The organism is Pseudomonas sp. SIMBA_068, from assembly GCF_046534705.1.
In the GTDB taxonomy this organism is placed as follows: Bacteria; Pseudomonadota; Gammaproteobacteria; order Pseudomonadales; family Pseudomonadaceae; genus Aquipseudomonas; species Aquipseudomonas putida.
Map to the genome: position 1 here is coordinate 96,099 of NZ_JAWRYI010000003.1, position 23,087 is coordinate 119,185.

Below are 23,087 nucleotides of genomic sequence, written 5' to 3' on the forward strand. Positions count from 1 at the left end.
GGGGGCCCGTTCAGGCGACAACTTATCTGGATGCTAACCCATGAATCTCTACACCACCCCCGACCAACGCTGGCAAGCCGTGGAGTCCCGTGACTCCACCGCCACGGGCCACTTCGTCTACGCCGTACGCACCACCGGCGTCTACTGCCACCCCGGCTGCAAATCACGCATGGCCAAGCGCACCAATGTCGAGTTCTACGACACCCCTGCTGGTGCCGAAGCTGCGGGCTACCGTGCCTGCAAGCGCTGTATCAGCAAGGCCAGCACCACCCGCCGCAGCCAACTGGTCACCCGCGCCTGCCGCCTGATCGAAACCAGCGACCCCGCCCCCAGCCTCGACCAGCTCGGTGCGCAACTCGCCGTCAGCCCCTTCCACCTGCACCGCCTGTTCAAGGCCGAAACCGGCGTTACCCCCAAGGCCTATGCCACCGCCTTTCGTGCCCGGCGCCTGCGTGAGCACCTGGAAGACGGGCAGCGTTCAGTCACCGACGCCATCTACGATGCCGGCTTCAACTCCAACAGCCGCTTCTACGAAAGCGCCGATCAGCGCCTGGGCATGCGCCCCCGCCAGTACCGCGCCGGTGGCGCAGGGGCCACCATCCACTTCGCCCTCGGCCAGTGTTCGCTGGGGGCGATCCTGGTGGCCCAGAGCGAGAAGGGCATTTGCGCGATTTTGCTGGGCGACGACCCTGAAGGCCTTCTGCACGACCTGCAGGACCAGTTCCCCAAGGCCCGCCTGATTGGTGGCGATAGCGCCTACGAACAGTTGGTCGCCGAAGTGGTGGGCTTTGTCGAAGCCCCGGCGTTGGGCCTGGCGCTGCCGCTGGATGTGCAAGGTACGGCGTTTCAGGAGCGGGTGTGGCAGGCGTTGCGCGAGGTGCCGGCCGGCAGCCGGGTCAGCTACACCGATATTGCCGAACGTATCGGTGCGCCCAAAGCGGTACGCGCGGTGGCCAAGGCCTGCGCGGCCAACCACATCGCGGTGGCCATCCCCTGCCATCGGGTGGTGCGCCGGGACGGCGACATCAGTGGCTACCGTTGGGGGGTCGAGCGCAAACAGCAACTCCTCAAGCGAGAGACGGCACTCTCCTGATTGCCTGAAGCCGCGTAGAATCCCCCGCCAAATCGAGTTGTAAAGAGGAAACTTCGATGAGGCGTGTCAGCCTTGCCCGTTATTGCCCAGGCCTGATGGCCCTGCTGGCCCTGATGCTGGTTATTGCCAGCCCGGCCTGGTCGGCCCCGGCCACGCCATTGTCTAATCTGGCGGCTGCCGAAGCGCCAGCGCTGGATGAAAACGCCAGCATCGAACAGCTGAGCGACCGGCTGGACCTGATCCGCCAGGGCGTCACCAGTGAGGCCAACGACGACTTGCTGTCGCAGTTGCGCCTGGCGGCGATGCAGGTTCAGCGCCAGGCTGATGCATTGAGTGCACAGCGCACCGCCGACCTGGAAAAGCTCGAGGACAAGCTCAAGGTCATCGGCCCGGTGCAGCCGGACGAGGCCGCCACCCTGACCCAGCAGCGCAAAGCGCTGGAGGCCGAGAAAAAAGCGCTGGTAGCGCAGCAGGACCAGGCCACCAAGCTGAATCAGTCGGCCCGCGACCTTTCCACGCAAATCGTCAACCTGCGCCGTAGCCAGTTCAACTCGCAAATTACCAGCCGTGCGGCCTCGCCACTGACCCCGGCGTTCTGGCAGAGCATCATCCGCCCCACCCAGGACGACGTGGCGCGTCTGCGTGACCTGCGCGGCGAGGCGGCCGACGCCATCGGCAGTGCCTTCAGCGCCGAAAACCGCTGGCTGTTCATTACCAGCCTGGTGGCGGCGATTCTGGTCTGGACCTTGGTGCGGCGCGTGCTCGAGCGCCTGCTGGCCAGTGCCATGGTCGGCTGGTTGCCCGAGGGCCGCTTGCGCCGCAGCGCCCTGGCGCTGGGCGTCAGCCTGGCAACCCTGGGTACCATTGCCGGCTCTGTATCGCTGCTGCGCTGGGGGCTGGAGAGCAGCGCCGAGTTGGGCTCGGATATCGCCAGCCTGGTCAACCACATTCTCACCCTGGTGGTGTTCAGCGCCTTCATCACCGGCCTGGGCCGCGCCATGCTGATGCTGCAGCGCCCGTCCTGGCGCCTGCCGCCGATGCATGACGAAGTGGCCAGTGCGCTCGGTTGGTTCCCCAAGGTACTGGCCTTGGCGCTGATGGTGATGATGACCATGGAGCGCATCAACAGCGTCATCGGCGCCAGCCTGGCGTTGACCGTGGCGGTCAATGGCCTCACCGCGCTGGTCGTGGCGTTGATCTTTGCCGGCGCGCTGCTGCGTTATCGCCGAACCCTGCGCAAGCATGACCTGGAGCGCCCCACCGGTCTGGTCGGGCTGATCCCGTTCGTGATGGTCGTCTGGCTGACACTGATCTTGCTGGCACTGCTTACCGGCTACCTGACGCTCGCCTACTTCCTCACCGCCAAATTGCTGTGGGTCAGCCTGGTGGTCACCTGTGCGTACTTGCTGACCACCTTCTTCGGTGACCTGTGCGAAACCTTGCTGTCGCCACGTCAGCCAGGTGGTTTGGCGCTGGCCTCCACCTTGGGCCTGGCGCCTCGCCACCAGGCGCAGGCCAGCACCATCCTGGCCGGCATCGGCCGTACCATCGTGCTGTTCCTGGCACTATTGCTGGCGCTGATGCCGTCGGGCACCAGCCCCAGCGAGCTGCTGATGAGCCTGGGCGACTGGGACGGCACCGGCGGCAAGCTGCTTGGCAATCTCAACATCGTGCCGCAGGACATCCTGCTGGCCTTGGCGATTTTCTTCGGTGGCCTGTTCGCCATTCGCGTAGTCAAGCGCTGGCTGAGTGAACGCCTGCTGCCGGAAACCGATATGGACGCCGGCATGCGCGCCTCGCTGGTGACCCTGGTCGGTTACCTGGGCTTCCTGTTCCTGGCCATGCTGGTCATGTCGACCCTGCGCATCAACCTCACCAGCCTCACCTGGGTAGTCAGTGCCCTGTCGGTAGGTATCGGTTTTGGTCTGCAGCAGATCGTGCAGAACTTCATCTCCGGCCTGATCCTGCTCACCGAGCGCCCCGTCAAGGTGGGCGACTGGGTCAGCCTGGCGGGCGTCGAGGGTGATATCCGCCGCATCAATGTGCGTGCCACCGAAATCCAGATGTCCGACCGCTCGACGGTGATCGTGCCCAATTCGCAGTTCATTTCGCAGAACGTGCGCAACGTGACCATGGGCAATGCGCTGGGCGTGGTCGGCATTACCCTGACCCTGCCACTGGAGACCGATGCCAACCGGGTACGCGAGTTGCTGCTGACGGCGTACCACGAGCATGAGGCGATTCTGGATGCGCCCGCCACTTCGGTGTCGTTCAAGGACCTGACGGCCAGTGGCATGGTGATTGGCGTCAGTGGTTACGTGGCGGGACCGCGGCAGGTGTCAGGCACCCGTAGCGACCTGCTGTTCACCATTCTTGGTCGCCTGCGTGATGAAGGCATTCCGCTGTCTTCGCCGCAGAGCATGGTGCTGGTGCAAGAGGGTACGCGCCCCGCTGACGAGTCGGTGTAAAGCGCGGGGCTGCTGCGCAGCCCTTTCGCGGCACAAGGCCGCTCCTACAGGGAATGCGAACGCTATCAGGGCACGCGATCCCTTGCAGGAGCGGCCTCGTGCCGCGAAAGGGGCGCATAGCGCCCCCGAATTCAATGCTGCTTGGCCTGCTTGATCCTCAGCAGAATCACCAACAATACCAGCAGCACCGGCGGCGCCATGGCCAGCAACCCATCCCGCGCCGTCAGCCCCAACCCCAGCACATTCAGCCCGCCATACAGCAGCTTGAACAAATTCAGCAGGTAGTAGGTGATGGCAATGATCGACAGCCCCTCCACCGCCCGCTGGATCTTCACCTGGGCATCGGCCCGGGCATTGAGGCTGCGCAGGATCTCGGCGTTCTGTTCTTCCATTTCTACCTGCACCCGCGCCTGCAACAGGTCGCCCAGGTTTGCCACGTTCTTCGCCAGTTGCTCCAGCCGCTGCTCGGTCGCCGCGCAGTAGCGCACAGTCGGCTTGAACCGACGCTCGATGAACACTCCCAGGCGCTGGCAGTCGCCCACATGGCTTTCCCGCAGCTCGCCCAGGCGTTCGAACACCAGTTGCGCATAGGCCTGGGTGGCGCCGAAGCGGTGGCGGGTTTTTACCGTGTGGCTGACCACCTGGCGTGACAAGTGGGCAATGGCGTCCAGCAGCCCTTTGGAGTCATGGCCGTCCCCCCCGGCACTGCGCTCCGAGAGGCTGACCAAAGTCTTGTCGAAAGTGTCCAGTTCTTGGCTCAGGGCCTTGGCCGTGGCCAGGGTCAGCGAGGCCATCATGCGGTACGTCTCGATTTCCAGCAGACGGCGGATCATGCGGCCCTGGCGGTAGGCATTGAGGCGGCGGTTGATGAACAGGAAACGGTTGGTGCCATCTTCGGTCAGGCGGAAATCGCTCCACACCACCGCATCGCCCCCGCCAACGCACGAGCCGCACGGGTCTTTGAAACCGTAGCGAGGCAGCTCAAGCCCCTGTTCGTCACGCACCAGCACCTGCACGGCGTTGATCACCTGCGCCGCCTGCGGGGCGATGGCTTCGGCCAGCACGGGAGGCAGGGGGCGCCATTCGGTGTCGGTGGCAGCGCACGGCACCACCAGTGTCAGGGTGAAGAACTCGGTGTGCCGTTCCCACTTGAACGGGTGGCCATCCAGGCGGGTAATGCCTTGGGCGGCAGCGGTGTCCAGGGCCTCCGGGCAGCAGCGTTGCAGCAGCGCTGCACAGGCAGCATCACCGCCGAGCAAGGCCAGGTGGAAGACATGCGCAGGGCCGTCGAAGTACAGCGACGGGCGGGCGTGCAATTCGTTGTGCAAGGCGGCGCGTTGAGGGTGCATGGGTGGTCCGGCCTGGTGTTGTGATTGTTGGGGTACCAGGAGGTGGGACTTTGCAGCGGGCGGGGAAAGTCACGCGGGGCGGAGTTTTGTTCCACCTGTGACGGCCTCTTCGCGGGCACGCCCGCTCCCACAGGGGAGCACACAGCTTGAGGTATATGCGGTCGAGGTGGGAGCTGGCTTGCCTGCGAAAGGGCCGCAAAGCGGCCCCTGATAATTCAGCCCAGACACCGGGTCACATGCTTGACCGATTGGTAGGCGGACAAGCCCCAAGGCCCCAGCTCGCGGCCGATGCCACTACCCTTGGTACCGCCCCACGAGGTTTCGACGAACACCGCCTGCACCGAGTTGATCCACACATGGCCAACCTCCAGCGCATCGGCCACGCGCTCGGCGCGCGCCAGGTCGGCAGAGCAAACCGTCGCCACCAGCCCGAAGCGGCTGTCGTTGGCCTCGGCAATCGCCTGCTCTTCACTGGCAAACCGGCGTGCGCACAGCACCGGGCCAAAGATTTCCTCGGTCCACAAGCGGCTGTGTTTCGGCACATCGGTATACAGCGTAGGGCTGACGAACCAGCCGTCGCGGTCCAACGCCTTGCCACCGGCCAGGCACTGCAAGCCTTCTTCCCGCGCCGTGGCAAAGTAGCTGGCCACCTTCAGCCACTGGGCCTGGCTGGTCAGCGGGCCCATGTCGACCTCTTCGGTCAACGGGTTGCCAACCCGCAGGTTTTCCAGTGCCGCCTGCAAGCGTGGCAGCAGCGCATCGGCAATACCGTCCTGCACCAGCAGCCGCGAGGTGGCCGAACACATCTGCCCCGCGTTCCAGCTGATACCAGCGACAATCCACTCGACCGCCTGATCGACATCGCAATCGTCAAACACCACGATGGCCGACTTGCCGCCCAGCTCCAGCGTCACCGGCCGGCACTGTGCCGACGCGCTGCGCATTACCTGGCTGCCGACGCTGTTGCTGCCGGTGAACGACAGTTTGTCCAGGCCATTGTGATTGCTCAGCGCGGCGCCGGTCTCGGCCTTGCCGTTGACGATGTTCAGCACCCCGGCCGGCAGGCCCAGGGCGTCGGCGATGTGGCCGTAGGCCTGTTCGATCAGCGGGGTGACTTCCGATGGCTTGAGCACCACGGTGCAGCCGGCAGCCAGCGCCGGGGCTAGCTTCCAGGCGCTGGTCACCAGCGGGAAGTTCCATGGCACGATCAGGCCGACTACACCCACCGGCTCAAGGCGAGTGCGCGCGGTGAAGCCTGGGGCGGCCAGTGGCACGTCGCGATTCTTCGCAGGCAGTTGCTCGGCCAGCTCGGCGTAGTAGCCGAAGGTGGCGATGGCGTCGTCCAGGTCGATCTCGGCTTCGTGGCGCGGCTTGCCGTTGTTGCGCATTTGCAAGGTGATCAACGCTTCGCGGCGTTGCCCGAGCTGTTCGGCAAAGCCGCGCAGGTAGGCCGCGCGTTCGCTGGCGCTGGTAGTTTTCCAGGCGGGCAGGGCGCTGCGGGCAGCGGTTACGGCCTGGTCGACCTGGGCCACGCTGGCAGCCATGAACTCGGCGAACGGTTGCCCCAGCGCAGGGTCGTTGACGCTGATGCAGTCGCTGCCTTGCCCTTCGACCCAGCGGCCGGCGATGTAGTGGGAATTGGTCATGGTCGGTTTCCAGTCAGGCCATTTCGGCAGTGGTCACAGGCGTGTGCGCGGTGCTTTTGCAACGCACCCAACGCGGGCCCCGGGGGCCATACACGCCAGCAGGTTCAGGGAACAGGTTGAGCAGCAGCAGGTACAGCACGCCAGCCAGCCCCAGGGTGACCGGCAGGCTCAGGTCGATGCCGCCAGCCAGGTCGCCCAGCGGGCCGACGAACTGCCCCGGCAGATTGACGAAACACAGGCCGACCGCCGCGCTGGGCAGCCACGCCCCCATGCCGCGCCAGTTCCAGCCATGCAGGAACCAGTAATGGCCGCCACGCTGGCCGCGGGTGAATACCTGCAGGTCATCGGCGTGGTAGAAGCCGCGGCGAGTGATCAGGCCGAGGATCATGATCACCATCCACGGGCTGGTGCAGGTGATGATGAGTACCGCAAAGGTCGACACGCTCTGCACCAGGTTGAAGGTGAAACGGCCGACGAAGATGAAGCCGATCGCCAGCACACCGATCAGCAGCGTGGCGCCGGCGCGGCTGAGCAGGCGCGGGAACACGCTGGACATGTCCAGGCCGGTGCCATACAGCGCAGTGGTGCCGGTGGACATGCCGCCGATCACCGCAATCAGGCACACCGGCAGGAAGAACCAGCTTGGCGCCACCGCCAGCAGGCCACCCACATAGTTGTTGGCGGCGATGTAGTCCGGTGCCTGGGTCGCTACCAAGGTGGCGGTGCACAGGCCGAACAGGAACGGAATCAGCGTTGCGCCCTGGGCGGCAATTACCGCCAGCATGATGCGCGTCTTGGGTGTTGCACGCGGGATATAGCGCGACCAGTCGCCCAGGAAGGCGCCGAACGACACCGGGTTGCTCATGGCCAGGATCGCTGCGCCGACGAACGCCGCCCAGAAGCCCGCCTGGCCGTGGTTGACGCTACCTGCGTAGCTGGCGTCGAACGGCCCGGCAAAGGCAACGATGCCCAGCAGGAACAGCAGGCTTGAAGCCCACACGGCAATCTTGTTGACCCACAGCATGAAGCGGAAGCCGAAGATGCACACCACCAGTACCAGCACCGCGAACAGGCCGTAGGCCAGGCCCAGGGTGAGGTCGGTTTCCGGCAGGCCGGCCAGGCGCTTGGCGCCGCCGACCAGGGCATCGCCCGAGCTCCACACCGACAGCGAGAAGAACGCCACCGCCGTGAGCAGCGACAGGAACGAGCCGACGATACGCCCGTGCACGCCAAAGTGTGCGCCCGACGACACGGCGTTGTTGGTGCCGTTAAGCGCACCAAACAACCCCATTGGCGCAAGAATCAGCGCGCCCACGCCAACGCCGAGCAGAATGGCCCACACGCCCGCCTGGAACGACAGCCCGAACAGCACGGGGAAGCTGCCCAGCACGGCGGTGGCGAAGGTATTGGCCCCGCCGAAAATCAGGCGGAACAGGTCCAGCGGGGAGGCGTCGCGTTGATCGTCGGGGATCTGTTCGACGCCGTTGGTCTCGATACCGGTCGAGTGGCTCATGGTGATGCTCCAGCGCGGTTGTTGTGGGCCTGCGCGTGCGCGGGCCTTCTTGTGGGTGCGATGGCAGGGCGGCAGGGCCGCGTAAAAAGGTGATCAGGCCGGCGAGACGACCGACAGGTGCTCATGGCAGGCCAGCCACTGGTCACCCTGGCGGCGGAAGACGATGGTCTCGCGTTCGCTCAACTGGTGTTCTTCGCCGGCGATGCGGATATGCGTGGCCACATCGTGCATGAAGATCGCTACGTCACCTTGCAGGCTCACGTGGGCATTGCCCGACTCGCAGGCGAGCACGGCAAAACCTTCGGCCTGCCACTGCGCCCAGAGGTCTTCGTAGGCACGGCGCGACAGCAGCGGTTGCGGCAAGGTGTGGAAAAGGAACGTGGCGTCTTCGCTGAAACAGGCGAAATAGCGGGCGGTGTCGTTGCTGGCGAACGCGGCAACGAGGTCGGCGGCGGCTTGGCGCACCTGAAGGGTCTGGTCCACGGGAGTGGCCTCACGGTTTTTGTGATTATGGTGAAGCGATTCTGGTGATGGTTGGCGAGGGAACAAATCGCTGGAGGCAAATAATCAGTTCAGGAATTTGTGAAGTGATGGCAATGCTTCCTTTACCCTCGCGTAATGTGTCGACTAAGGTGTCTGCAGCTATGGCATCCAGCATTTGGACGATCCCTTCCATGGCCGGGGTCGTTCACCATTCCTTCAGGTTGCAGGCAATGAGCAATTACCAACCACCGCTGACGGTGACCCCCCGGATTCTGGCTCTGGTTGCCGAAGTCAGCGAGCAAGTGGGGTTATTGACTGCCTATCGCAATGCAGCGCTTACGCCGCAACTTCGGCGAGGCAACCGGATTCGTACCATTCAGGCATCGCTTGCCATTGAAAACAACACCCTGAGTGTCGAGCAGGTAACCGCGCTGCTGGATGGCAAGCGTGTTCTAGGTCTGCCGCGTGAAATTCAGGAGGTCCGCAATGCATTTGCTACCTACGATGCGATGCCTGACTGGCGTGCCGAATCCCGGAGCGACCTGCTTGCCGCGCACGGGATGCTGATGCATGGCCTGATAGACGACGCTGGGCGTTACCGGCGCGGTGGTGTGGGGATTTATCGGGGTTCTCGCCTGTTACATATGGCACCACCGGCCAGCCGGGTGGCGACACTGGTGCACGATTTACTGTATTGGCTCTCGAACAACGATTGGCATCCGCTGATTACCAGCTGTGTATTCCACTACGAATTCGAATTCATCCACCCGTTTGCTGACGGCAACGGGCGCATGGGACGGCTATGGCAAACCCTGCTGCTTAGCCGGTGGCGACCAGCGATGGCATACCTGCCGGTCGAAACTGTTATCCGTGAGCAGCAGGACGCTTACTACGCTGCGCTGGCTGCGGCTGACCAGGCTGCTGAAGCTACCCCGTTTGTCGAGTACATGCTTGAAGCATTGCTAAGTGCGCTTGTAGAAGCCAAAGAGAGCGACCAAGTAACCGACCAAGTAACCGACCAAGTAGCAAATCTTCTCAAGGTGCTGCCTGCTGGTGTTGCTTTGAAGACAAGTGATCTCATGCATCAGCTGGGCCTCTCGCACCGTGCCACATTCCGTAAGAGTTATTTGCACCCGGCCTTGGCTGCTGGGTTGATCGAAATGACAGATCCCGATTCACCTCGCAGTCCCAAGCAGCAGTATCGTCGGGTTGCAAAGTAGGCTACGTCCCGCTCCCATTGAGATCTGCCGCAGTTATCCAACTGTCATCTCACAGCAGCGAATGTTCAGTCGCATTTCTGCCATCTCCCCGTGCCTGATGCCTAAGGAAGACACAGTACCTTGTGGGAGCTGGCTTGCCGGCGATGAGGCCGGTACACGCAGCAACAAGCGAACCGACTGACGGTCTGTCCCACCCTTGATCCTTGCCTACGCTGATACTCCCAACCCGCTGAAGCAAGGAGTTCACCGTGGCCTTCCAATACAAGCGTCTGGACAAGAACAACGTCGCCGTGCTGCTGGTCGATCACCAGACCGGTCTGTTATCGCTGGTAAGGGACATCGACCCCGACCGCTTCAAGAACAACGTGCTGGCCCTGTCCGACCTGGCCAAGTATTTCAAGCTGCCAACCATCCTCACCACCAGCTTCGAGACCGGCCCCAACGGCCCGCTGGTGCCGGAGCTGAAAGAGCAGTTCCCTGACGCCCCCTACATCGCACGCCCCGGCAACATCAACGCCTGGGACAACGAAGATTTCGTCAAAGCGGTAAAAGCCACTGGCAAGAAGCAGCTGTTGATTGCTGGTGTGGTCACCGAGGTGTGCGTGGCCTTCCCGGCCTTGTCGGCGCTGGAGGAGGGCTTTGAGGTGTTCGTCGTCACCGACGCCTCCGGCACCTTCAACGAACTGACCCGTGATTCGGCCTGGCGGCGCATGGAGGCGGCCGGGGCGCAGTTGATGACCTGGTTTGGCGTGGCCTGCGAGCTGCACCGCGACTGGCGCAATGACATCGAAGGGTTGGGGACGCTGTTCTCCAACCATATCCCGGACTATCGCAACCTGATGACCAGTTATAACAAGTTGGCCAAATAGCGCCTCGTGGGGGCTGCAAGGCAGCCCCTCACCAATCTGCAAGCGAAGCGGCAAACCGTCATGAATCGACCATACTGACTCTTCATTCGCCTTCAGGAGAGTGTCATGTCGAAGCCGTCCAGGAAGAAACCCACCCAGGAACAGCCAGAGAAACTGGGCGGCAAGGCGTACGAGAAAGCGCTCAAGCACCTGCATGTGGAGCTGGTGAAGTTGCAGGAGTGGGTGGTGGCCAAGGGGCTGAAGGTATGCATCGTCTTCGAAGGCCGCGATGGCGCCGGCAAGGGCGGCACCATCAAGGCCATTACCGAGCGCGTCAGCCCGCGGGTGTTTCGCGTGGTGGCGCTGCCGGCACCGACCGAGCGGGAAAAAACCCAGATGTACCTGCAGCGCTACCTGGGGCATTTGCCCGCAGCGGGCGAGGTGGTGATCTTCGATCGCAGCTGGTACAACCGTGCGGGCGTCGAGCGGGTAATGGGCTTTTGCTCCGACGAACTCGTCGACAAGTTCCTCACCGGTGTGCCCGTGTTCGAAAAGGTCATGGTCGAGTCGGGGATCATCCTCATCAAGTACTGGCTCGAGGTCAGCGCCGAGGAGCAGACCCTGCGCCTGCAGGATCGCATCAACGATGGCCGCAAGCTGTGGAAGCTTTCGCCCATGGACCTCAAGTCGTATACCCGCTGGGATGACTACACCCAGGCGCGTGACGACATGTTCACCGCCTCGGATACCGCCTGGGCGCCGTGGTTCATGGCCCATTCCAACGATAAACGCCGCGCCCGCCTGAACATCATCAGCCATCTGCTCAGCCGGATTCCGTACAAGGACATCACCCGTGACCAGGTGGTGAAGCTGCCCAAGCGGGGCAAGATCGGCAAGTACAAGGCTGTGGCCTACCCGTTCAAGGTCGTCGAAGAACGCTTCTGAACCCCTCCCTGCGGGGAGCTGCGAGGGTAAGAGCTCATGCCACATGACGGCAGCCTGTTGCAGGCGACGGTGGTGTTCCTGCTGGCCGTGGTGCTTCTGGTGCCACTGGCGCAGCGTTTGCGGATGGGCGCTGTGCCTGGGTATCTGCTGGCAGGCATGCTTATCGGCCCATCAGTGTTCGGCCTGCTGAACAACCCCGACAACGTGGCGCGTCTGTCGGAGATGGGCGTGGTGATGCTGTTGTTCGTCATTGGTCTGGAGCTGTCGCCCCGGCGGTTGTGGACCATGCGCCGGGCGCTGTTCGGTGTAGGTACCCTGCAAGTGGGGCTGACCGCCGTGGTGCTTGGGCTGCTGGCCTATTGGCTGTTCGACCAGTCCAGGCCGGCCGCCATCGTGCTGGGCGTTGGCCTGGCGCTGTCTTCCACTGCCTTTGGTTTGCAGGTACTGGCCGAGCGCAAGGACCTGGGCAAACCGCACGGCCGCCTGGCTGTGGCCATCCTGCTGTTTCAGGACATCGCCGCCATTCCCTTGATTGCCGTGGTGCCGCTGCTCGGTGGCAATGTCAGCACCGCCGACGAAGGGGCCTGGCCGCTGCTGGCTGTGGCTGTGGGCATTGGTGTGCTGATTATCTTTGGTCGCTATCTGTTGACCCCGGTGTTCAAGTGGACGGTGGGTTCGGGCCTGCCCGAGCTGTCCACCGCCACGGCCTTGCTGGTGGTGCTTGGCACCGCCTGGTTGATGGAACACGTGGGCGTGTCGATGGCGCTAGGGGCATTTCTGGCCGGCGTGCTGATGGCCGAGTCGCCGTTTCGCCACGAGCTGGAAACCCAGATCGAACCGATCAAGGGCTTGCTGCTGGGGCTGTTTTTCGTGGGCGTGGGGATGAGTGCCGACCTGCACCTGCTGTTCGGCATGCCGCTGGCGGTGTTGGGGCTGACGCTACTGCTGGTGAGCATCAAGCTGCCGTTGCTGTATGGCCTGGGGCGCATGGCCGGTGGCCTGAACCCGTCCCAGGCGTTGTGCCTGGGCGTGGTGCTGGCCTCCGGGGGCGAGTTTGCCTTCGTGGTGTTCAAGCTGGCGCGGGACCACCAGGTGTTATCGCCCCAGGTGCATGACTTGCTGGTACTGGCCATCACCCTGTCGATGGCCGTGGTGCCGTTGGTGATGATGGCCTTGGCGCGGCGGCTGCGCGACGTCCCCCCCGCGCAGGCAACCCCGGAAACGGACCCCTGAATCGAAACACACGGCGAACGGAATGTTCGGAGGTGCAGCATGCAACCGGGTATCAAGCTGGACAGCGCGCTGTCGCGTGGCTTGCTCGATGTGTTGATCAAGGCTGGCCTGGTGGCCGCCTTGGTGATATTCGCCTTCCAGGTGTTCCAGCCGTTCCTTGAGCTGATGCTGTGGGGGGTGATCCTGGCGGTTACCTTGTACCCGTTGCATTGCCGCCTCCAGCGCCGTACCGGGTTCAGGCAAGGGTATGCGGCAACGCTGGTCGTGCTGCTGGTACTGCTCGTGCTGCTGGTGCCGATATACCTGGTGGTGATGTCGATCGGCGAATCGGTGGACAGCCTGGTGGCATTGCTCAAGAGCGGTGCCTGGAGCGTGCCTGCACCTGCCGAGTCCGTGCAGGCTTGGCCATTGATCGGGCCAAAGGTATACGCGCTGTGGTTGGCGGCTTCCGAAAACATGGCCAGTGTGCTGAACCAGTGGATGCCCCAGCTCAAGGGCGCCGGGCGCACCCTGTTGGGGGCGGCAGCCAGCGCTGGTGCGGCCTTCCTGCTGTTTATCGGCGCGATCATTGTCTCCGGGGTGATCATGGCCTTTGGTGACCGCGGCCAGGTCGCGGCGCAGCGCATCGCCATGCGGGTATCGGGCGAAGAGCGGGGCAAGCCACTGGCCAGGCTGTGCACCGCGACCATTCGCGCGGTGGCGCAGGGCGTGATCGGCATCGCCTTCATCCAGATGCTGCTGATCGGCGTCGGTTTTGTGGTCAAAGGGGTGCCCGGGGCCGGCATGCTGGCCATCGTCATCCTCATGCTGGGGATTGCCCAGGCACCCGCTACCCTGGTCACGGTGCCGGTGATCATCTACGTGTTCAACGTCGAAGGCTTCACTGTGGCGACCATCATCTTCGCCATCTACACCTTTGTCGCCGGGCTGGCCGACAACGTGCTCAAGCCGCTGCTGCTGGGGCGCGGTGTGGACGTACCCATGCCGGTGGTGCTGATCGGGGCACTGGGCGGCATGGTGGTCAAAGGCATCATCGGCTTGTTCATCGGCCCGGTGATCCTTGGCGTAACTTACGTGTTGTTCTGGCAATGGGTTGCGCTGCAGGTGCCGGAGCAACCGGCACCACCTGCTGCCTGAGCCATGCCCAACCGCCGCTGTGGCCTGGGCCTGCTGATGGTGCTGGCCGGCTGCACCCAGGTCGGCCCGGATTTCGAAAAGCCCCAGGCGCCGTGGCTGGACGGCTGGAGCACGCCATTGCTGGAACAGGCAGGGCGTAGCGCCGCAACACCCGACCTGCGCCAGTGGTGGGCGGTGTTTGCCGACCCGATGCTGGACGCGCTGATTGCCGAGGCCGACGCCAACAACACCAACCTGCGCCTGGCTGGCCTGCGCATCGCTGAAGCCCGCGCCCAGTTGGCCATCGTGCAGACCGGGCGTTATCCACAGCTGCAGCAGCTGAGTGCGCAGAGCCTGTACCTGAAGCAGAACCAGTCCGGCACTGCCACTGCGCGCGACTCGGTGTTCTGGCAATCCAGTGTCGGCTTCGACATTGGCTGGGAAATCGACTTCTGGGGCCGCTTCAGTCGCGCCATCGAAAGCGCCGATGCTCTGTACTTCGCCTCTCAGGCCAACTATGCCGACGCCATGCTGCTGCTGCGTGCCCAAGTGGCCGACACCTACTTTGCCCTGCGTACTGCCGAGGCGCGGCTGGATATCGCGCAAGAGAACGGCAAGCGCCAGGCGCGCAGCCTGGAGATCACCGAACGGTTGTTCCGCCATGGCGAAAATGACGAACTCGACTGGCAGCAAGCGCGTACTCAATATCTGGCAACCCTGGCCACCATCCCCGAATTCGAGAACCAGCTCAACGCCCTGCGTAATGTGTTGTGCACGTTGCTGGGCCGCCCACCCGGGCCGCTGCCGCAGCTGGATGGCGGCCATGGCCAGCTGCCGTTGCCAGACCGCGCCGTGCTGCAGGACGTACCTGCCAGCCTGCTGCAGCGTCGCCCGGATATCCGCGCCGCCGAGCAGGCAGTGGCGGCGCAGTCGGCGTTGGTCGGCGTGGCCGAGGCGGATCTTTATCCACAGCTGAGCCTGCTGGGCAGCATCGGCTGGAGCTTTGTCTCGGCCAGCCACCTGCCCAATACCTTCGACATCGCCGCCGGGCCCAGCCTGATCTGGAACCCGTTCGACTATGGCCGGCGCAAGAACGCTGTGCGCGTAGAAGATGCCCGCTTGCAGCAACTGATCGAGTTGTACCACCTGAGCGTGCGCGAAGCCGCCCGTGAGGCCGACGATGCCGCCAGCGGGCTGGTGCGCTCGCTGCAGAGTGCAACCATTCGCGACCAGGCCTCCCAGGCTGCGCAACGCTCGCTGAACCTGGCCAGCTCGCAGTACCGCGAAGGCTTCGCCGACTTCCAGCGCGTGCTCGACGCCCAGCAACTGCTATTGCAACAACAGGACGGCTACCTGGTCAGCCGCGGTAATGCCGTAAGCAGCCTGGTGACCTTGTACAAGGCCTTGGGCGGTGGCTGGGACACCAGCCGCGCACCAATCGACCCAGCCACGCGTCAGCAGATGCAACAACGTACCGACTGGGGCGACCTGCTCGACCCGCCAGCCCCCACCGCACATGCAGAAGGTGAAAGCCAATGAGCGACGCCACGCCCCCGCCAGCCCCTGATCGCGGCATGCGCTGGGTACTGCTGCTGATCGCCGTGAGCCTGCTCTGGTACCTGCTGGCCGACCGCTTCACGCCTTACACCCAGCAGGCGCGCCTGCAGGCCTACGTGGTGCCGGTGGCCGCCGAGGTGGCAGGGCAGATCAAGCGGGTGGCAGTAGGCAACAACCAGGACGTGCGCCAGGGCGATGTGCTGTTCGAACTCGACCAGCAGCAGTACCGCATTGCCTTAGCCCGCGCCAAAGCAGACCTCGATACGGTGCGCCGGCAGATCGGCGCCAGTACCGCCGGCATCGATTCGGCCCAAGCAGCGCTGGTGGCCGCTCAGGCCAACGAGCGCAAGGCGCGGCAGGATGCCGAGCGGCTCAAGCGCCTGATCGATGAGGACCCAGGCACGGTATCGGTGCGCCGCCTGGAAGGCGCCCAGGCCACCCGCGACCAGGCCATCAGCCAAGTGGCAGCGGCCCGTGCCGAAGTGGAGCGCGCCCGTGAGCAGCAGGGCGGGGCGCAAGATGACAACGCCCAGTTGCGCAGTGCCGCAGCTAACGTGGAAAAGGCTCGCCTGGACCTTGCCCGTACCGTGGTGCGCGCCGACGCCAACGGCCTGATCACCGATTTGCGTACCGACGTTGGCCACTATGTCGGGGCTGGCAGCCCGATGATGACCCTGATCACAATCCATGACGTGTGGATAAGTGCCGACATGACCGAGAACAACCTCGGCCGCCTGCGCCCCGACACCCCGGTGCTGGTAGTGCTTGATGCGCTGCCCGGCACCGTGCTGAAGGGGCGTATCCGCAGCATCGGCTACGGCGTGAGCGTGGGCCAGAGCACCCCGCCGGGCACATTGCCCACCGTGCAGAACAGCCGCGAGTGGCTGCGTTCGGCCCAGCGCTTTCCGGTAATTGTCGAGCTGGAGCGTGATCAGCTGCCGGACAAGCGCGGGCTGCGGGTAGGCGGGCAGGCGGAGGTCATGGCGCTGCCCAGCGAAGGTAACCCGCTGAACCTGCTGGGCCGGCTGTTCATGTGGTTGATGAGCTGGTTGTCCTATGCCTATTGAGTTGCGCCGCCTGCGCGCCCTGCGCCTGGCCTGGGGTGTGGCGCTGTGCCTGGCGGTGAGTTTTGGCATTGGCTTGCCGGTGCCGATCCTGGCACCGGTGTTCGCTGTGCTGTTGCTGGCCATGCGCAGCCACCCACTGCCCCTGCGAGCGGCGCCGGCCCTGGCGGTGCTGGTACTGCTCGCCTGTGGCAGCGGGCTGTTGCTGATTCCGCTGTTGCGCCACGCACCGCTGAGCGGGGTGTTGCTGGTGGGCGTAGGTGTTTTCCTCACCTTGCGCTACGCCCTTGAGGGCGGCAACGGCCTGCTGGCCAACTTGCTGGTGGTCGGCCTGACCATGATCGCCGCCGCCGGCACCAGCGACTTCACCTTGGCGCTGTCGGTGGTCGAAGCGCTGGCCAAAGGCATGCTGCTGGCAGTGCTGGGCACGGCGCTGGCGCATATGCTGTTTCCCGAACCTGCTGGTGCATCGGCGCAACCGGTACCACCGCTGCCGGGCACCGAGCATGTCAGCTGGGTGGCATTGCGCGCCACGCTGATCGTGATGCCTGCGTTTCTGCTGGCGTTGATTGCCCCGGACCAGTACATGCCGCTGATCATGAAGGCGGTAAGCCTGGGGCAGCAGGCCGGGGAAACCCGCGCACGGCATGCCAGCCGAGAGCTGATTGGTTCGACCTTGCTTGCCGGCCTGCTGGCGATACTGATGTGGGGCGCGTTGAGCCTGTTCGTGCACCTGTGGATGTTCTTCCTCTGGGTGCTGCTGTTCGTCCTGTGGCAGGCGCGGCGGCTGTATCAAGCCGTGCCGAGTCGGCAGGGCCCGGCGTACTGGGTCAGTTGCCTGACGACCCTGCTGATCTTGCTTGGGCAGTCGGTGCAGGACAGTGCGGGTGGGCAGGATGTGTACAAGGCCTTTGCGGTGCGCATGGCCTTGTTTCTGGCGGTCTCGGTGTATGCCAGTGCCATGTTGATCTGGATTGACCGGCTTCGTGCTCGGCGTGCGCTGCTTCGCGGGTGAGTTCGCGAAGCAGCCAGCACAGGGAACCTAGGGCTGCCAATCAACCCCACTTTCTTCCAGATAGGCATCCACAGCGGCACCCACCGTGGGGTGAAAGGCCTTTTCCCCCATATGCTGAAACAACCCGAACCGCCGCATCTTGTCCTTCACCGGGTCTTTCATCTCGGCAAACTGCAATTCCACCCCTCGTGCCTCCAGTGCACGGTCCAGCTCGGCCAGCATATCTGCCGAGGTGATGTCGATACTGGTCACCGGTTCCGCGGCGATTAGCAGCCGCTGCACCGGCGTCGGCGACTCGTCTACAGCCGCCATCACTGTGCTCTGGAACTGCTCGGCATTGGCAAAGAACAGCGGCGCGTCCCAACGCAGCAACACCAGCCCCGGAATGCGTCGTGCCTGTGGATAACGCTGCACATCGTGGTACCCCCGGGTGCCATCCACCCGGCCCAGCACTGCATGGTGTGGCCGCCAGCCGTCCCACAGAAACTCGATCACCGCTATTGCCACCGCAATGCAGATACCGGGAATGGCGCCAAACACCGCCACGCCGACGAAGCAGGTGAACGACAGCCAGAACTCCCACTGCTGCATGCGGAATATACGTTTGAGGTCGGCGAACTCGAACAGCCCCACTGCTGCGGCAATCACCACAGCCGCCAGGGCGCTGTTGGGCAGGTGCTGCATCAGGTTGGGCGCCACCAGCAGCAACAGGGTGACCGCCAGCGCACCGATAATGCCGGTGAGCTGGGTTTGCGAACCGGCAGCTTCGGCCACCGGTGTGCGCGACGAGCTGCTGCTGATGGGGATGCCCTGAAACAGCCCTGAGGCGAGATTGGCTACGCCCAGGCCAAACATTTCCTGGTTCGGGTTGACCGGCATTTTCAGGCGTGCGGCATAGGAACGTGACAGCACACTGGTATCGGCGAACGACACCAGCGCCACCGCGATGCCGCCAAGCAGCACCTCCACCAGGTCTATATCGCTGACCCAGGGCAAGGCAAAGCTGGGCAGCCCTTGCGGCAACTTGCCGAGCACTTTCACGCCTTGCTGGTCGAGCCCCAGCAGGCTCACCGCGAGCGTGGCCAGTACCACGGCAATGAGGATGCCTGGCAGGCGCTTGAATGGCTTGAGCAGCAGGATCAGCGCCAAACTGGCGCCACCGACCATGAAGCTTGGCCAATGACCCTGGCCGGCGAGCAAGGCCTGGATCAGGTTCCAGATATCCCGCAGTGGGCCTTGGCTGTCCACGGACAGGCCGAACAGTTTGGGCAGTTGGCTGATCAACACCGTCAGGGCGATGCCGTTCATGTAGCCATAGCGGATCGGCTTGGACAGCAACTCGGTGATGAAGCCCAGGCGCAGCAGTCCGGCAATCACACAGAACGCCCCGGCGACCAGCGCCATCATGCTGGCGATGGCGATTGCCCGCTGCGGGTCGCTCGCAGCGTACTGCACCACCACCGCCAGGATCGGCGCGGCCAGTGCCGAGTCCGGGCCCAGCACAAGGATGCGGCTAGGGCCGAACAGGGCGTAGGCCAGCAACGGGATGATGGTGGCGTACAGGCCGTAGATACCGGGTACGCCGGACGCTTCGGCGTAGGCGATGCCCACGGGGACCAGCATGGTTGTCAGCACCAGGCCGGCGGCGATGTCCTTGGCTAGCCAGGCGCGTTGATAGTGGAGCAGGGTGACCAGGCCGGGCAGCCAGCGTTGCCAGTCGACGCGAGGTGGTTCGGGCATGGCGCAGGCTCTGGGGGAGGAGGGTGCTCCATCACAGCTTAGATGCTGACATCGGGGGCCGCTTTGCGGCCCATCGCTGACCAAGCAACATCCTGGCCCCGGCTTTTTCTCGGCCGGTGCTGCAAATGCATGGCCCTTAAACACAAAACCCCCGTATCGCTTGGCGATTACGGGGGTTTTGAAGTCTTTCAAGTACCGTGGAGTTCCACGGCACCCATCAGACGTTGAAGCGGAAGTGCATCACGTCGCCGTCTTTGACGATGTAATCCTTGCCTTCCAGGCGCCATTTACCGGCTTCCTTGGCACCGCTTTCACCCTTGAACTGGATGAAGTCGTCATAGGCCACCACTTCAGCGCGGATGAAGCCTTTTTCGAAGTCGGTGTGGATAACCCCGGCCGCTTGCGGTGCGGTGGCACCGATGCGAACGGTCCAGGCACGCACTTCCTGCACGCCGGCAGTGAAGTAGGTTTGCAGGTTCAGCAGCTCGTAACCGGCGCGGATCACGCGGTTCAGGCCAGGCTCTTCCAGGCCCAGGGCCTCGAGGAACATGTCCTTCTCTTCACCGTCGTCCAGCTCGGCGATTTCTGCTTCGATCTTGTTGCACACCGGCACCACTACCGCGCCTTCTTCCTCGGCGATGGCCTTGACCACGTCCAGGTGCGGGTTGTTGTCGAAGCCGTCTTCGGCGACGTTGGCGATGTACATCACCGGCTTGCTGGTCAGCAGGTGGAAGCCACGGATGACGGCTTTTTCGTCGTCAGCCATGTTCTTCATCAGGCTGCGCGCAGGCTTGCCTTCGGTGAAGTGCGGGATCAGCTTTTCCAGAATGGCCTTTTGCGCCAAGGCTTCCTTGTCGCCGCCTTTGGCGTTGCGGGTAACCTTCTGCAGTTGCTTCTCGCAGCTATCGAGGTCGGCGAAGATCAGTTCGAGGTCGATGATCTCGATGTCACGCTTGGGGTCGACGCTGTTGGAAACGTGAATCACGTTCTCGTCTTCGAAGCAGCGCACCACGTGGGCAATGGCGTCGGTCTCGCGGATGTTGGCGAGGAACTTGTTACCCAGGCCTTCGCCTTTCGAGGCACCGGCAACCAGGCCGGCGATGTCGACGAATTCCATGGTGGTCGGCAGGATGCGGTTTGGCTTGACGATTTCAGCCAGCGCAGCCAGACGAGCGTCGGGCATCGGCACGATGCCGCTGTTTGGCTCGATGGTGCAGAAAGGGAAGTTCTCCGCCGCGATGCCAGACTTGGTCAGGGCGTTGAACAGGGTGGACTTGCCGACGTTGGGCAGGCCGACGATGCCGCAATTGAAACCCATGGGTATTCCCCTCTCTAAAGGAAATCAGGCCTTCTGGCTGTGCAGTTCGCGCATCGCCTTGGCAAAGTCGCCGGCAAGCACGTCCGGCAGCACGCCGAGGGCAAAATCGATGCTGGCGTCGAGCTTCTCCTGCTCGGCGCGCGGCGCGCGGCCCAGGACGAAGTTGGAGACCAGTTTGGCGTCGCCCGGGTGGCCAATGCCAAGCCGCAGGCGGTGGAAGTCGTTCTGGTTGCCGAGCTGCGCGATGATGTCGCGCAGGCCGTTGTGCCCACCATGGCCGCCGCCGCGCTTGAGCTTGGCAACGCCCGGAGGCAGGTCGAGTTCGTCGTGTGCCACCAGGATTGCTTCCGGCTTGATGCGGAAGAAATTGGCCAAGGCCGCTACGGACTGGCCGCTGCGGTTCATGTAGGTGGTGGGGATCAACAAACGAACGTCGTTGCCCTGATGGCTGAATTTAGCCGTCAGGCCGAAATACTTTTTGTCAGCGGTAAGCGAAATACGCTGGGCGCTGGCAATGCGTTCAACGAAAAGAGCCCCTGCGTTATGCCGGGTCTGTTCGTATTCGGGGCCGGGGTTACCCAGGCCAACGATCAACTGGATGGCGGTCACGTCAGGGGCTCTTCCTTGGAGTTGGTGGGTTACAGTGCGCGCGGCACTGTAACCCGATCAACGCCGGCGTGCGAGTGGATTACTCGGCAGCGCCTTCTGCTTCTGGAGCAACGCGTGGAGCGTGAACGTTGGCAACAGCTTTGTCATCACCGTGGGCCAGAGCTACGAACTCTACGCCTTTCGGAGCTTTCAGGTCCGACAGGTGGATGATGGTGCCGACTTCGGCGTTGGCCAGGTCAACTTCGATGAACTCAGGCAGGTCTTTGGCTTCGCAGGAAACTTCGATCTCGGCAACAACGTGGGAGATCTCGCCGCCTTTCTTGGCCGGTGCTTCTTCGTTGATGAAGTGCACTGGAACAACAGCGGTCAGTTTCTGGCCAGCAACAACGCGAACGAAGTCGGCGTGCATGATGAACTGCTTGGCTGGGTGGCGCTGCATGGCCTTGATGATGACGTTCTGCTTGACACCGTCAACATTCAGCTCGATAACGTGGCTGAAAGCAGCTTCGTTTTCGAACAGCTTGGTGATTTCCTTGGCCACGATGGTCAGGGATTGAGCTTCTTTATCACCACCGTAGACAACGGCCGGGATGCTCAGCGCATGACGCAGGCGGCGGCTCGCACCTTTCCCCAGGTCAGTACGCGCTTGGGCGTTCAGAATAAAATCAGTCATTTTGTTTCTCCAAAATAGCCCCCCGAAGGCGTTTGCGACCAGCGCCAACGGGGATGGCAAAAAAGCCCCGCCCCAACACATGTTGGGGCGGGGCGCTTCACATCAACACGCGTTCCGCTTAGCGGAACATCGCGCTGATCGATTCTTCGTTGCTGATGCGGCGGACCGCTTCAGCCACAACCGGTGCGATATCCAGCTGGCGGATACGGTCACAGGCTTGAGCAGCGGCGGACAGCGGAACGGTGTTGGTCACCACCAGCTCGTCCAGTACCGACTTCTCGATGTTCTCGATCGCGCGGCCCGACAGAACAGGGTGCGTGCAGTAGGCGTAAACCTTGGCAGCGCCGTGCTCTTTCAGGGCTTTGGCCGCGTGGCACAGGGTGCCGGCGGTGTCGACCATGTCGTCTACCAGGATGCAGGTGCGCCCTTCGACGTCGCCGATGATGTGCATAACCTCGGAGTGGTTAGCCTTCTCGCGGCGTTTGTCGATGATACCCAGGTCGACGCCCAGGGACTTGGCAACGGCACGTGCGCGCACGACACCACCAATGTCCGGGGAGACGATCATCAGGTTCTCGAAACGCTGGTCTTCGATGTCATCGACAAGTACGGGCGAGCCGTAGATGTTGTCGACGGGGATATCGAAGAAGCCTTGGATCTGGTCAGCGTGCAGGTCGACGGTGAGTACACGGTCGATACCTACGACAGTGAGCATGTCAGCGACAACTTTGGCGCTGATGGCTACACGTGCCGAACGCGGACGGCGGTCCTGGCGGGCATATCCGAAGTAAGGAATCACGGCGGTGATTCGGGATGCTGAGGAGCGGCGGAAGGCGTCGGCCATCACTACCAGTTCCATCAGGTTATCGTTGGTCGGGGCACAAGTCGGCTGAATAATGAAAACGTCTTTACCGCGAACATTTTCATTGATCTCAGTGCTGATCTCGCCGTCGGAGAATTTACCGACAGAGACGTCACCGAGAGGGATATGCAGCTGACGTACGACACGCCGAGCCAGATCGGGGTTAGCGTTCCCCGTAAAGACCATCATCTTGGACACGCGCAGTACCTGAAGGCTGAGGGTATACCTGGATGAGTATAGGAAAATGGCAGGGGCGGCTGGATTCGAACCAACGCATGGCAGGATCAAAACCTGCTGCCTTACCGCTTGGCGACGCCCCTGTATCTGTTGCTGCG

The 23,087-nt window shown here is 63.3% G+C and carries 20 protein-coding genes and 1 tRNA gene; 10 read left to right on the top strand and 11 right to left on the bottom strand.

Going from position 1 to position 23,087, the window contains the following annotated elements:
* The first annotated feature begins 40 nt into the window (after positions 1 to 40).
* Together ada and SB756_RS09590 are read left to right on the top strand one after the other, a co-directional pair.
* Positions 41 to 1,093: a bifunctional DNA-binding transcriptional regulator/O6-methylguanine-DNA methyltransferase Ada gene (gene ada / locus SB756_RS09585; protein ID WP_341797535.1), complete on the top strand. Its 1,053-nt coding sequence runs from the start codon at positions 41 to 43 to the stop codon at positions 1,091 to 1,093.
* 56 nt (positions 1,094 to 1,149) lie between these two features.
* Positions 1,150 to 3,561: a DUF3772 domain-containing protein gene (locus SB756_RS09590; RefSeq protein WP_341797536.1), complete on the top strand. Its 2,412-nt coding sequence runs from the start codon at positions 1,150 to 1,152 to the stop codon at positions 3,559 to 3,561.
* 131 nt (positions 3,562 to 3,692) lie between these two features.
* On the opposite strand, the gene SB756_RS09595 is transcribed toward SB756_RS09590, so the two are convergent.
* The 5 genes from SB756_RS09595 to SB756_RS09615 all read right to left on the bottom strand — a co-directional run bounded on the left by SB756_RS09595 (position 3,693) and on the right by SB756_RS09615 (position 8,745).
* Entirely contained in the window at positions 3,693 to 4,910 is a 1,218-nt protein-coding gene (locus SB756_RS09595; protein ID WP_410910742.1) for a DUF3422 domain-containing protein, read from the bottom strand.
* Between the two features lie 215 nt (positions 4,911 to 5,125).
* The gene (locus tag SB756_RS09600) at positions 5,126 to 6,556 is read right to left on the bottom strand and encodes an aldehyde dehydrogenase family protein (protein ID WP_410910743.1); all 1,431 of its coding nucleotides are present in this window, start codon (positions 6,554 to 6,556) and stop codon (positions 5,126 to 5,128) included.
* A gap of 13 nt (positions 6,557 to 6,569) precedes the next feature.
* Positions 6,570 to 8,069, bottom strand: coding sequence for a purine-cytosine permease family protein (locus SB756_RS09605; RefSeq protein ID WP_341797539.1), 1,500 nt, complete (start codon positions 8,067 to 8,069; stop codon positions 6,570 to 6,572).
* A 93-nt stretch (positions 8,070 to 8,162) separates the two neighbouring features.
* Positions 8,163 to 8,552, bottom strand: a complete 390-nt coding sequence (locus SB756_RS09610; protein ID WP_341797540.1) for a YybH family protein — start codon at positions 8,550 to 8,552, stop codon at positions 8,163 to 8,165.
* 25 nt (positions 8,553 to 8,577) lie between these two features.
* A complete protein-coding gene (locus tag SB756_RS09615) occupies positions 8,578 to 8,745 on the bottom strand; it encodes a hypothetical protein (RefSeq protein WP_410910744.1) in 168 nt (55 codons plus the stop codon).
* A gap of 37 nt (positions 8,746 to 8,782) precedes the next feature.
* Here SB756_RS09615 and SB756_RS09620 point away from each other — a divergent pair, with 37 nt between their 5' ends.
* From SB756_RS09620 to SB756_RS09655, 8 genes are all read left to right on the top strand, one after another.
* On the top strand, positions 8,783 to 9,772 hold the full coding sequence (locus tag SB756_RS09620) for a Fic family protein (RefSeq protein ID WP_410910745.1): 990 nt from the start codon (positions 8,783 to 8,785) through the stop codon (positions 9,770 to 9,772).
* Between the two features lie 248 nt (positions 9,773 to 10,020).
* Positions 10,021 to 10,641: an isochorismate family cysteine hydrolase YcaC gene (gene ycaC, locus SB756_RS09625; protein ID WP_016501520.1), complete on the top strand. Its 621-nt coding sequence runs from the start codon at positions 10,021 to 10,023 to the stop codon at positions 10,639 to 10,641.
* A 105-nt stretch (positions 10,642 to 10,746) separates the two neighbouring features.
* A complete protein-coding gene (gene ppk2 / locus SB756_RS09630) occupies positions 10,747 to 11,565 on the top strand; it encodes a polyphosphate kinase 2 (RefSeq protein WP_341797542.1) in 819 nt (272 codons plus the stop codon).
* 36 nt (positions 11,566 to 11,601) lie between these two features.
* Positions 11,602 to 12,798 carry a monovalent cation:proton antiporter-2 (CPA2) family protein gene (locus SB756_RS09635; RefSeq protein ID WP_341797543.1) on the top strand — a complete coding sequence of 399 codons (1,197 nt, stop codon included), beginning with the start codon at positions 11,602 to 11,604 and terminating at the stop codon, positions 12,796 to 12,798.
* Between the two features lie 39 nt (positions 12,799 to 12,837).
* Complete coding sequence (locus SB756_RS09640) at positions 12,838 to 13,935, top strand: AI-2E family transporter (protein WP_341797544.1); 1,098 nt, start codon at positions 12,838 to 12,840, stop codon at positions 13,933 to 13,935.
* Between the two features lie 3 nt (positions 13,936 to 13,938).
* Positions 13,939 to 15,453 carry an efflux transporter outer membrane subunit gene (locus tag SB756_RS09645; protein ID WP_410910746.1) on the top strand — a complete coding sequence of 505 codons (1,515 nt, stop codon included), beginning with the start codon at positions 13,939 to 13,941 and terminating at the stop codon, positions 15,451 to 15,453.
* Positions 15,450 to 16,538 (top strand): HlyD family secretion protein, encoded by a 1,089-nt coding sequence (locus tag SB756_RS09650; RefSeq protein ID WP_410910747.1) that lies wholly within the window; start codon positions 15,450 to 15,452, stop codon positions 16,536 to 16,538. Before SB756_RS09645 ends, SB756_RS09650 begins: the two co-directional genes overlap by 4 nt.
* On the top strand, positions 16,528 to 17,550 hold the full coding sequence (locus SB756_RS09655) for a DUF2955 domain-containing protein (RefSeq protein ID WP_410910748.1): 1,023 nt from the start codon (positions 16,528 to 16,530) through the stop codon (positions 17,548 to 17,550). The genes SB756_RS09650 and SB756_RS09655 overlap by 11 nt, the downstream gene beginning before the upstream one ends.
* Positions 17,551 to 17,577: 27 nt before the next feature.
* On the opposite strand, the gene SB756_RS09660 is transcribed toward SB756_RS09655, so the two are convergent.
* The 6 genes from SB756_RS09660 to SB756_RS09685 all read right to left on the bottom strand — a co-directional run bounded on the left by SB756_RS09660 (position 17,578) and on the right by SB756_RS09685 (position 23,072).
* Positions 17,578 to 19,290, bottom strand: coding sequence for a SulP family inorganic anion transporter (locus SB756_RS09660; RefSeq protein WP_341797548.1), 1,713 nt, complete (start codon positions 19,288 to 19,290; stop codon positions 17,578 to 17,580).
* A 217-nt stretch (positions 19,291 to 19,507) separates the two neighbouring features.
* Complete coding sequence (ychF, locus tag SB756_RS09665) at positions 19,508 to 20,608, bottom strand: redox-regulated ATPase YchF (RefSeq protein WP_043204081.1); 1,101 nt, start codon at positions 20,606 to 20,608, stop codon at positions 19,508 to 19,510.
* A gap of 24 nt (positions 20,609 to 20,632) precedes the next feature.
* On the bottom strand, positions 20,633 to 21,217 hold the full coding sequence (gene pth, locus SB756_RS09670) for an aminoacyl-tRNA hydrolase (RefSeq protein WP_016501511.1): 585 nt from the start codon (positions 21,215 to 21,217) through the stop codon (positions 20,633 to 20,635).
* A gap of 79 nt (positions 21,218 to 21,296) precedes the next feature.
* Positions 21,297 to 21,890, bottom strand: a complete 594-nt coding sequence (locus SB756_RS09675) for a 50S ribosomal protein L25/general stress protein Ctc (RefSeq protein WP_063423720.1) — start codon at positions 21,888 to 21,890, stop codon at positions 21,297 to 21,299.
* A 118-nt stretch (positions 21,891 to 22,008) separates the two neighbouring features.
* Complete coding sequence (locus tag SB756_RS09680; RefSeq protein ID WP_003247410.1) at positions 22,009 to 22,950, bottom strand: ribose-phosphate pyrophosphokinase; 942 nt, start codon at positions 22,948 to 22,950, stop codon at positions 22,009 to 22,011.
* Between the two features lie 47 nt (positions 22,951 to 22,997).
* Positions 22,998 to 23,072 (bottom strand) — tRNA-Gln (locus tag SB756_RS09685).
* Positions 23,073 to 23,087 lie beyond the last annotated feature (15 nt).

Bases quoted from the DNA above. Each gene is read 5' to 3' on its own strand.
- ada (WP_341797535.1), top strand. From the start codon at position 41: ATGAATCTCTACACCACCCCCGACCAACGCTGGCAAGCCGTGGAGTCC.
- SB756_RS09590 (WP_341797536.1), top strand. From the start codon at position 1,150: ATGAGGCGTGTCAGCCTTGCCCGTTATTGCCCAGGCCTGATGGCCCTG.
- SB756_RS09595 (WP_410910742.1), bottom strand. From the start codon at position 4,910: ATGCACCCTCAACGCGCCGCCTTGCACAACGAATTGCACGCCCGCCCG.
- SB756_RS09600 (WP_410910743.1), bottom strand. From the start codon at position 6,556: ATGACCAATTCCCACTACATCGCCGGCCGCTGGGTCGAAGGGCAAGGC.
- SB756_RS09605 (WP_341797539.1), bottom strand. From the start codon at position 8,069: ATGAGCCACTCGACCGGTATCGAGACCAACGGCGTCGAACAGATCCCC.
- SB756_RS09615 (WP_410910744.1), bottom strand. From the start codon at position 8,745: ATGGAAGGGATCGTCCAAATGCTGGATGCCATAGCTGCAGACACCTTA.
- SB756_RS09620 (WP_410910745.1), top strand. From the start codon at position 8,783: ATGAGCAATTACCAACCACCGCTGACGGTGACCCCCCGGATTCTGGCT.
- ppk2 (WP_341797542.1), top strand. From the start codon at position 10,747: ATGTCGAAGCCGTCCAGGAAGAAACCCACCCAGGAACAGCCAGAGAAA.
- SB756_RS09635 (WP_341797543.1), top strand. From the start codon at position 11,602: ATGCCACATGACGGCAGCCTGTTGCAGGCGACGGTGGTGTTCCTGCTG.
- SB756_RS09640 (WP_341797544.1), top strand. From the start codon at position 12,838: ATGCAACCGGGTATCAAGCTGGACAGCGCGCTGTCGCGTGGCTTGCTC.
- SB756_RS09645 (WP_410910746.1), top strand. From the start codon at position 13,939: ATGCCCAACCGCCGCTGTGGCCTGGGCCTGCTGATGGTGCTGGCCGGC.
- SB756_RS09650 (WP_410910747.1), top strand. From the start codon at position 15,450: ATGAGCGACGCCACGCCCCCGCCAGCCCCTGATCGCGGCATGCGCTGG.
- SB756_RS09655 (WP_410910748.1), top strand. From the start codon at position 16,528: ATGCCTATTGAGTTGCGCCGCCTGCGCGCCCTGCGCCTGGCCTGGGGT.
- SB756_RS09660 (WP_341797548.1), bottom strand. From the start codon at position 19,290: ATGCCCGAACCACCTCGCGTCGACTGGCAACGCTGGCTGCCCGGCCTG.
- ychF (WP_043204081.1), bottom strand. From the start codon at position 20,608: ATGGGTTTCAATTGCGGCATCGTCGGCCTGCCCAACGTCGGCAAGTCC.
- SB756_RS09675 (WP_063423720.1), bottom strand. From the start codon at position 21,890: ATGACTGATTTTATTCTGAACGCCCAAGCGCGTACTGACCTGGGGAAA.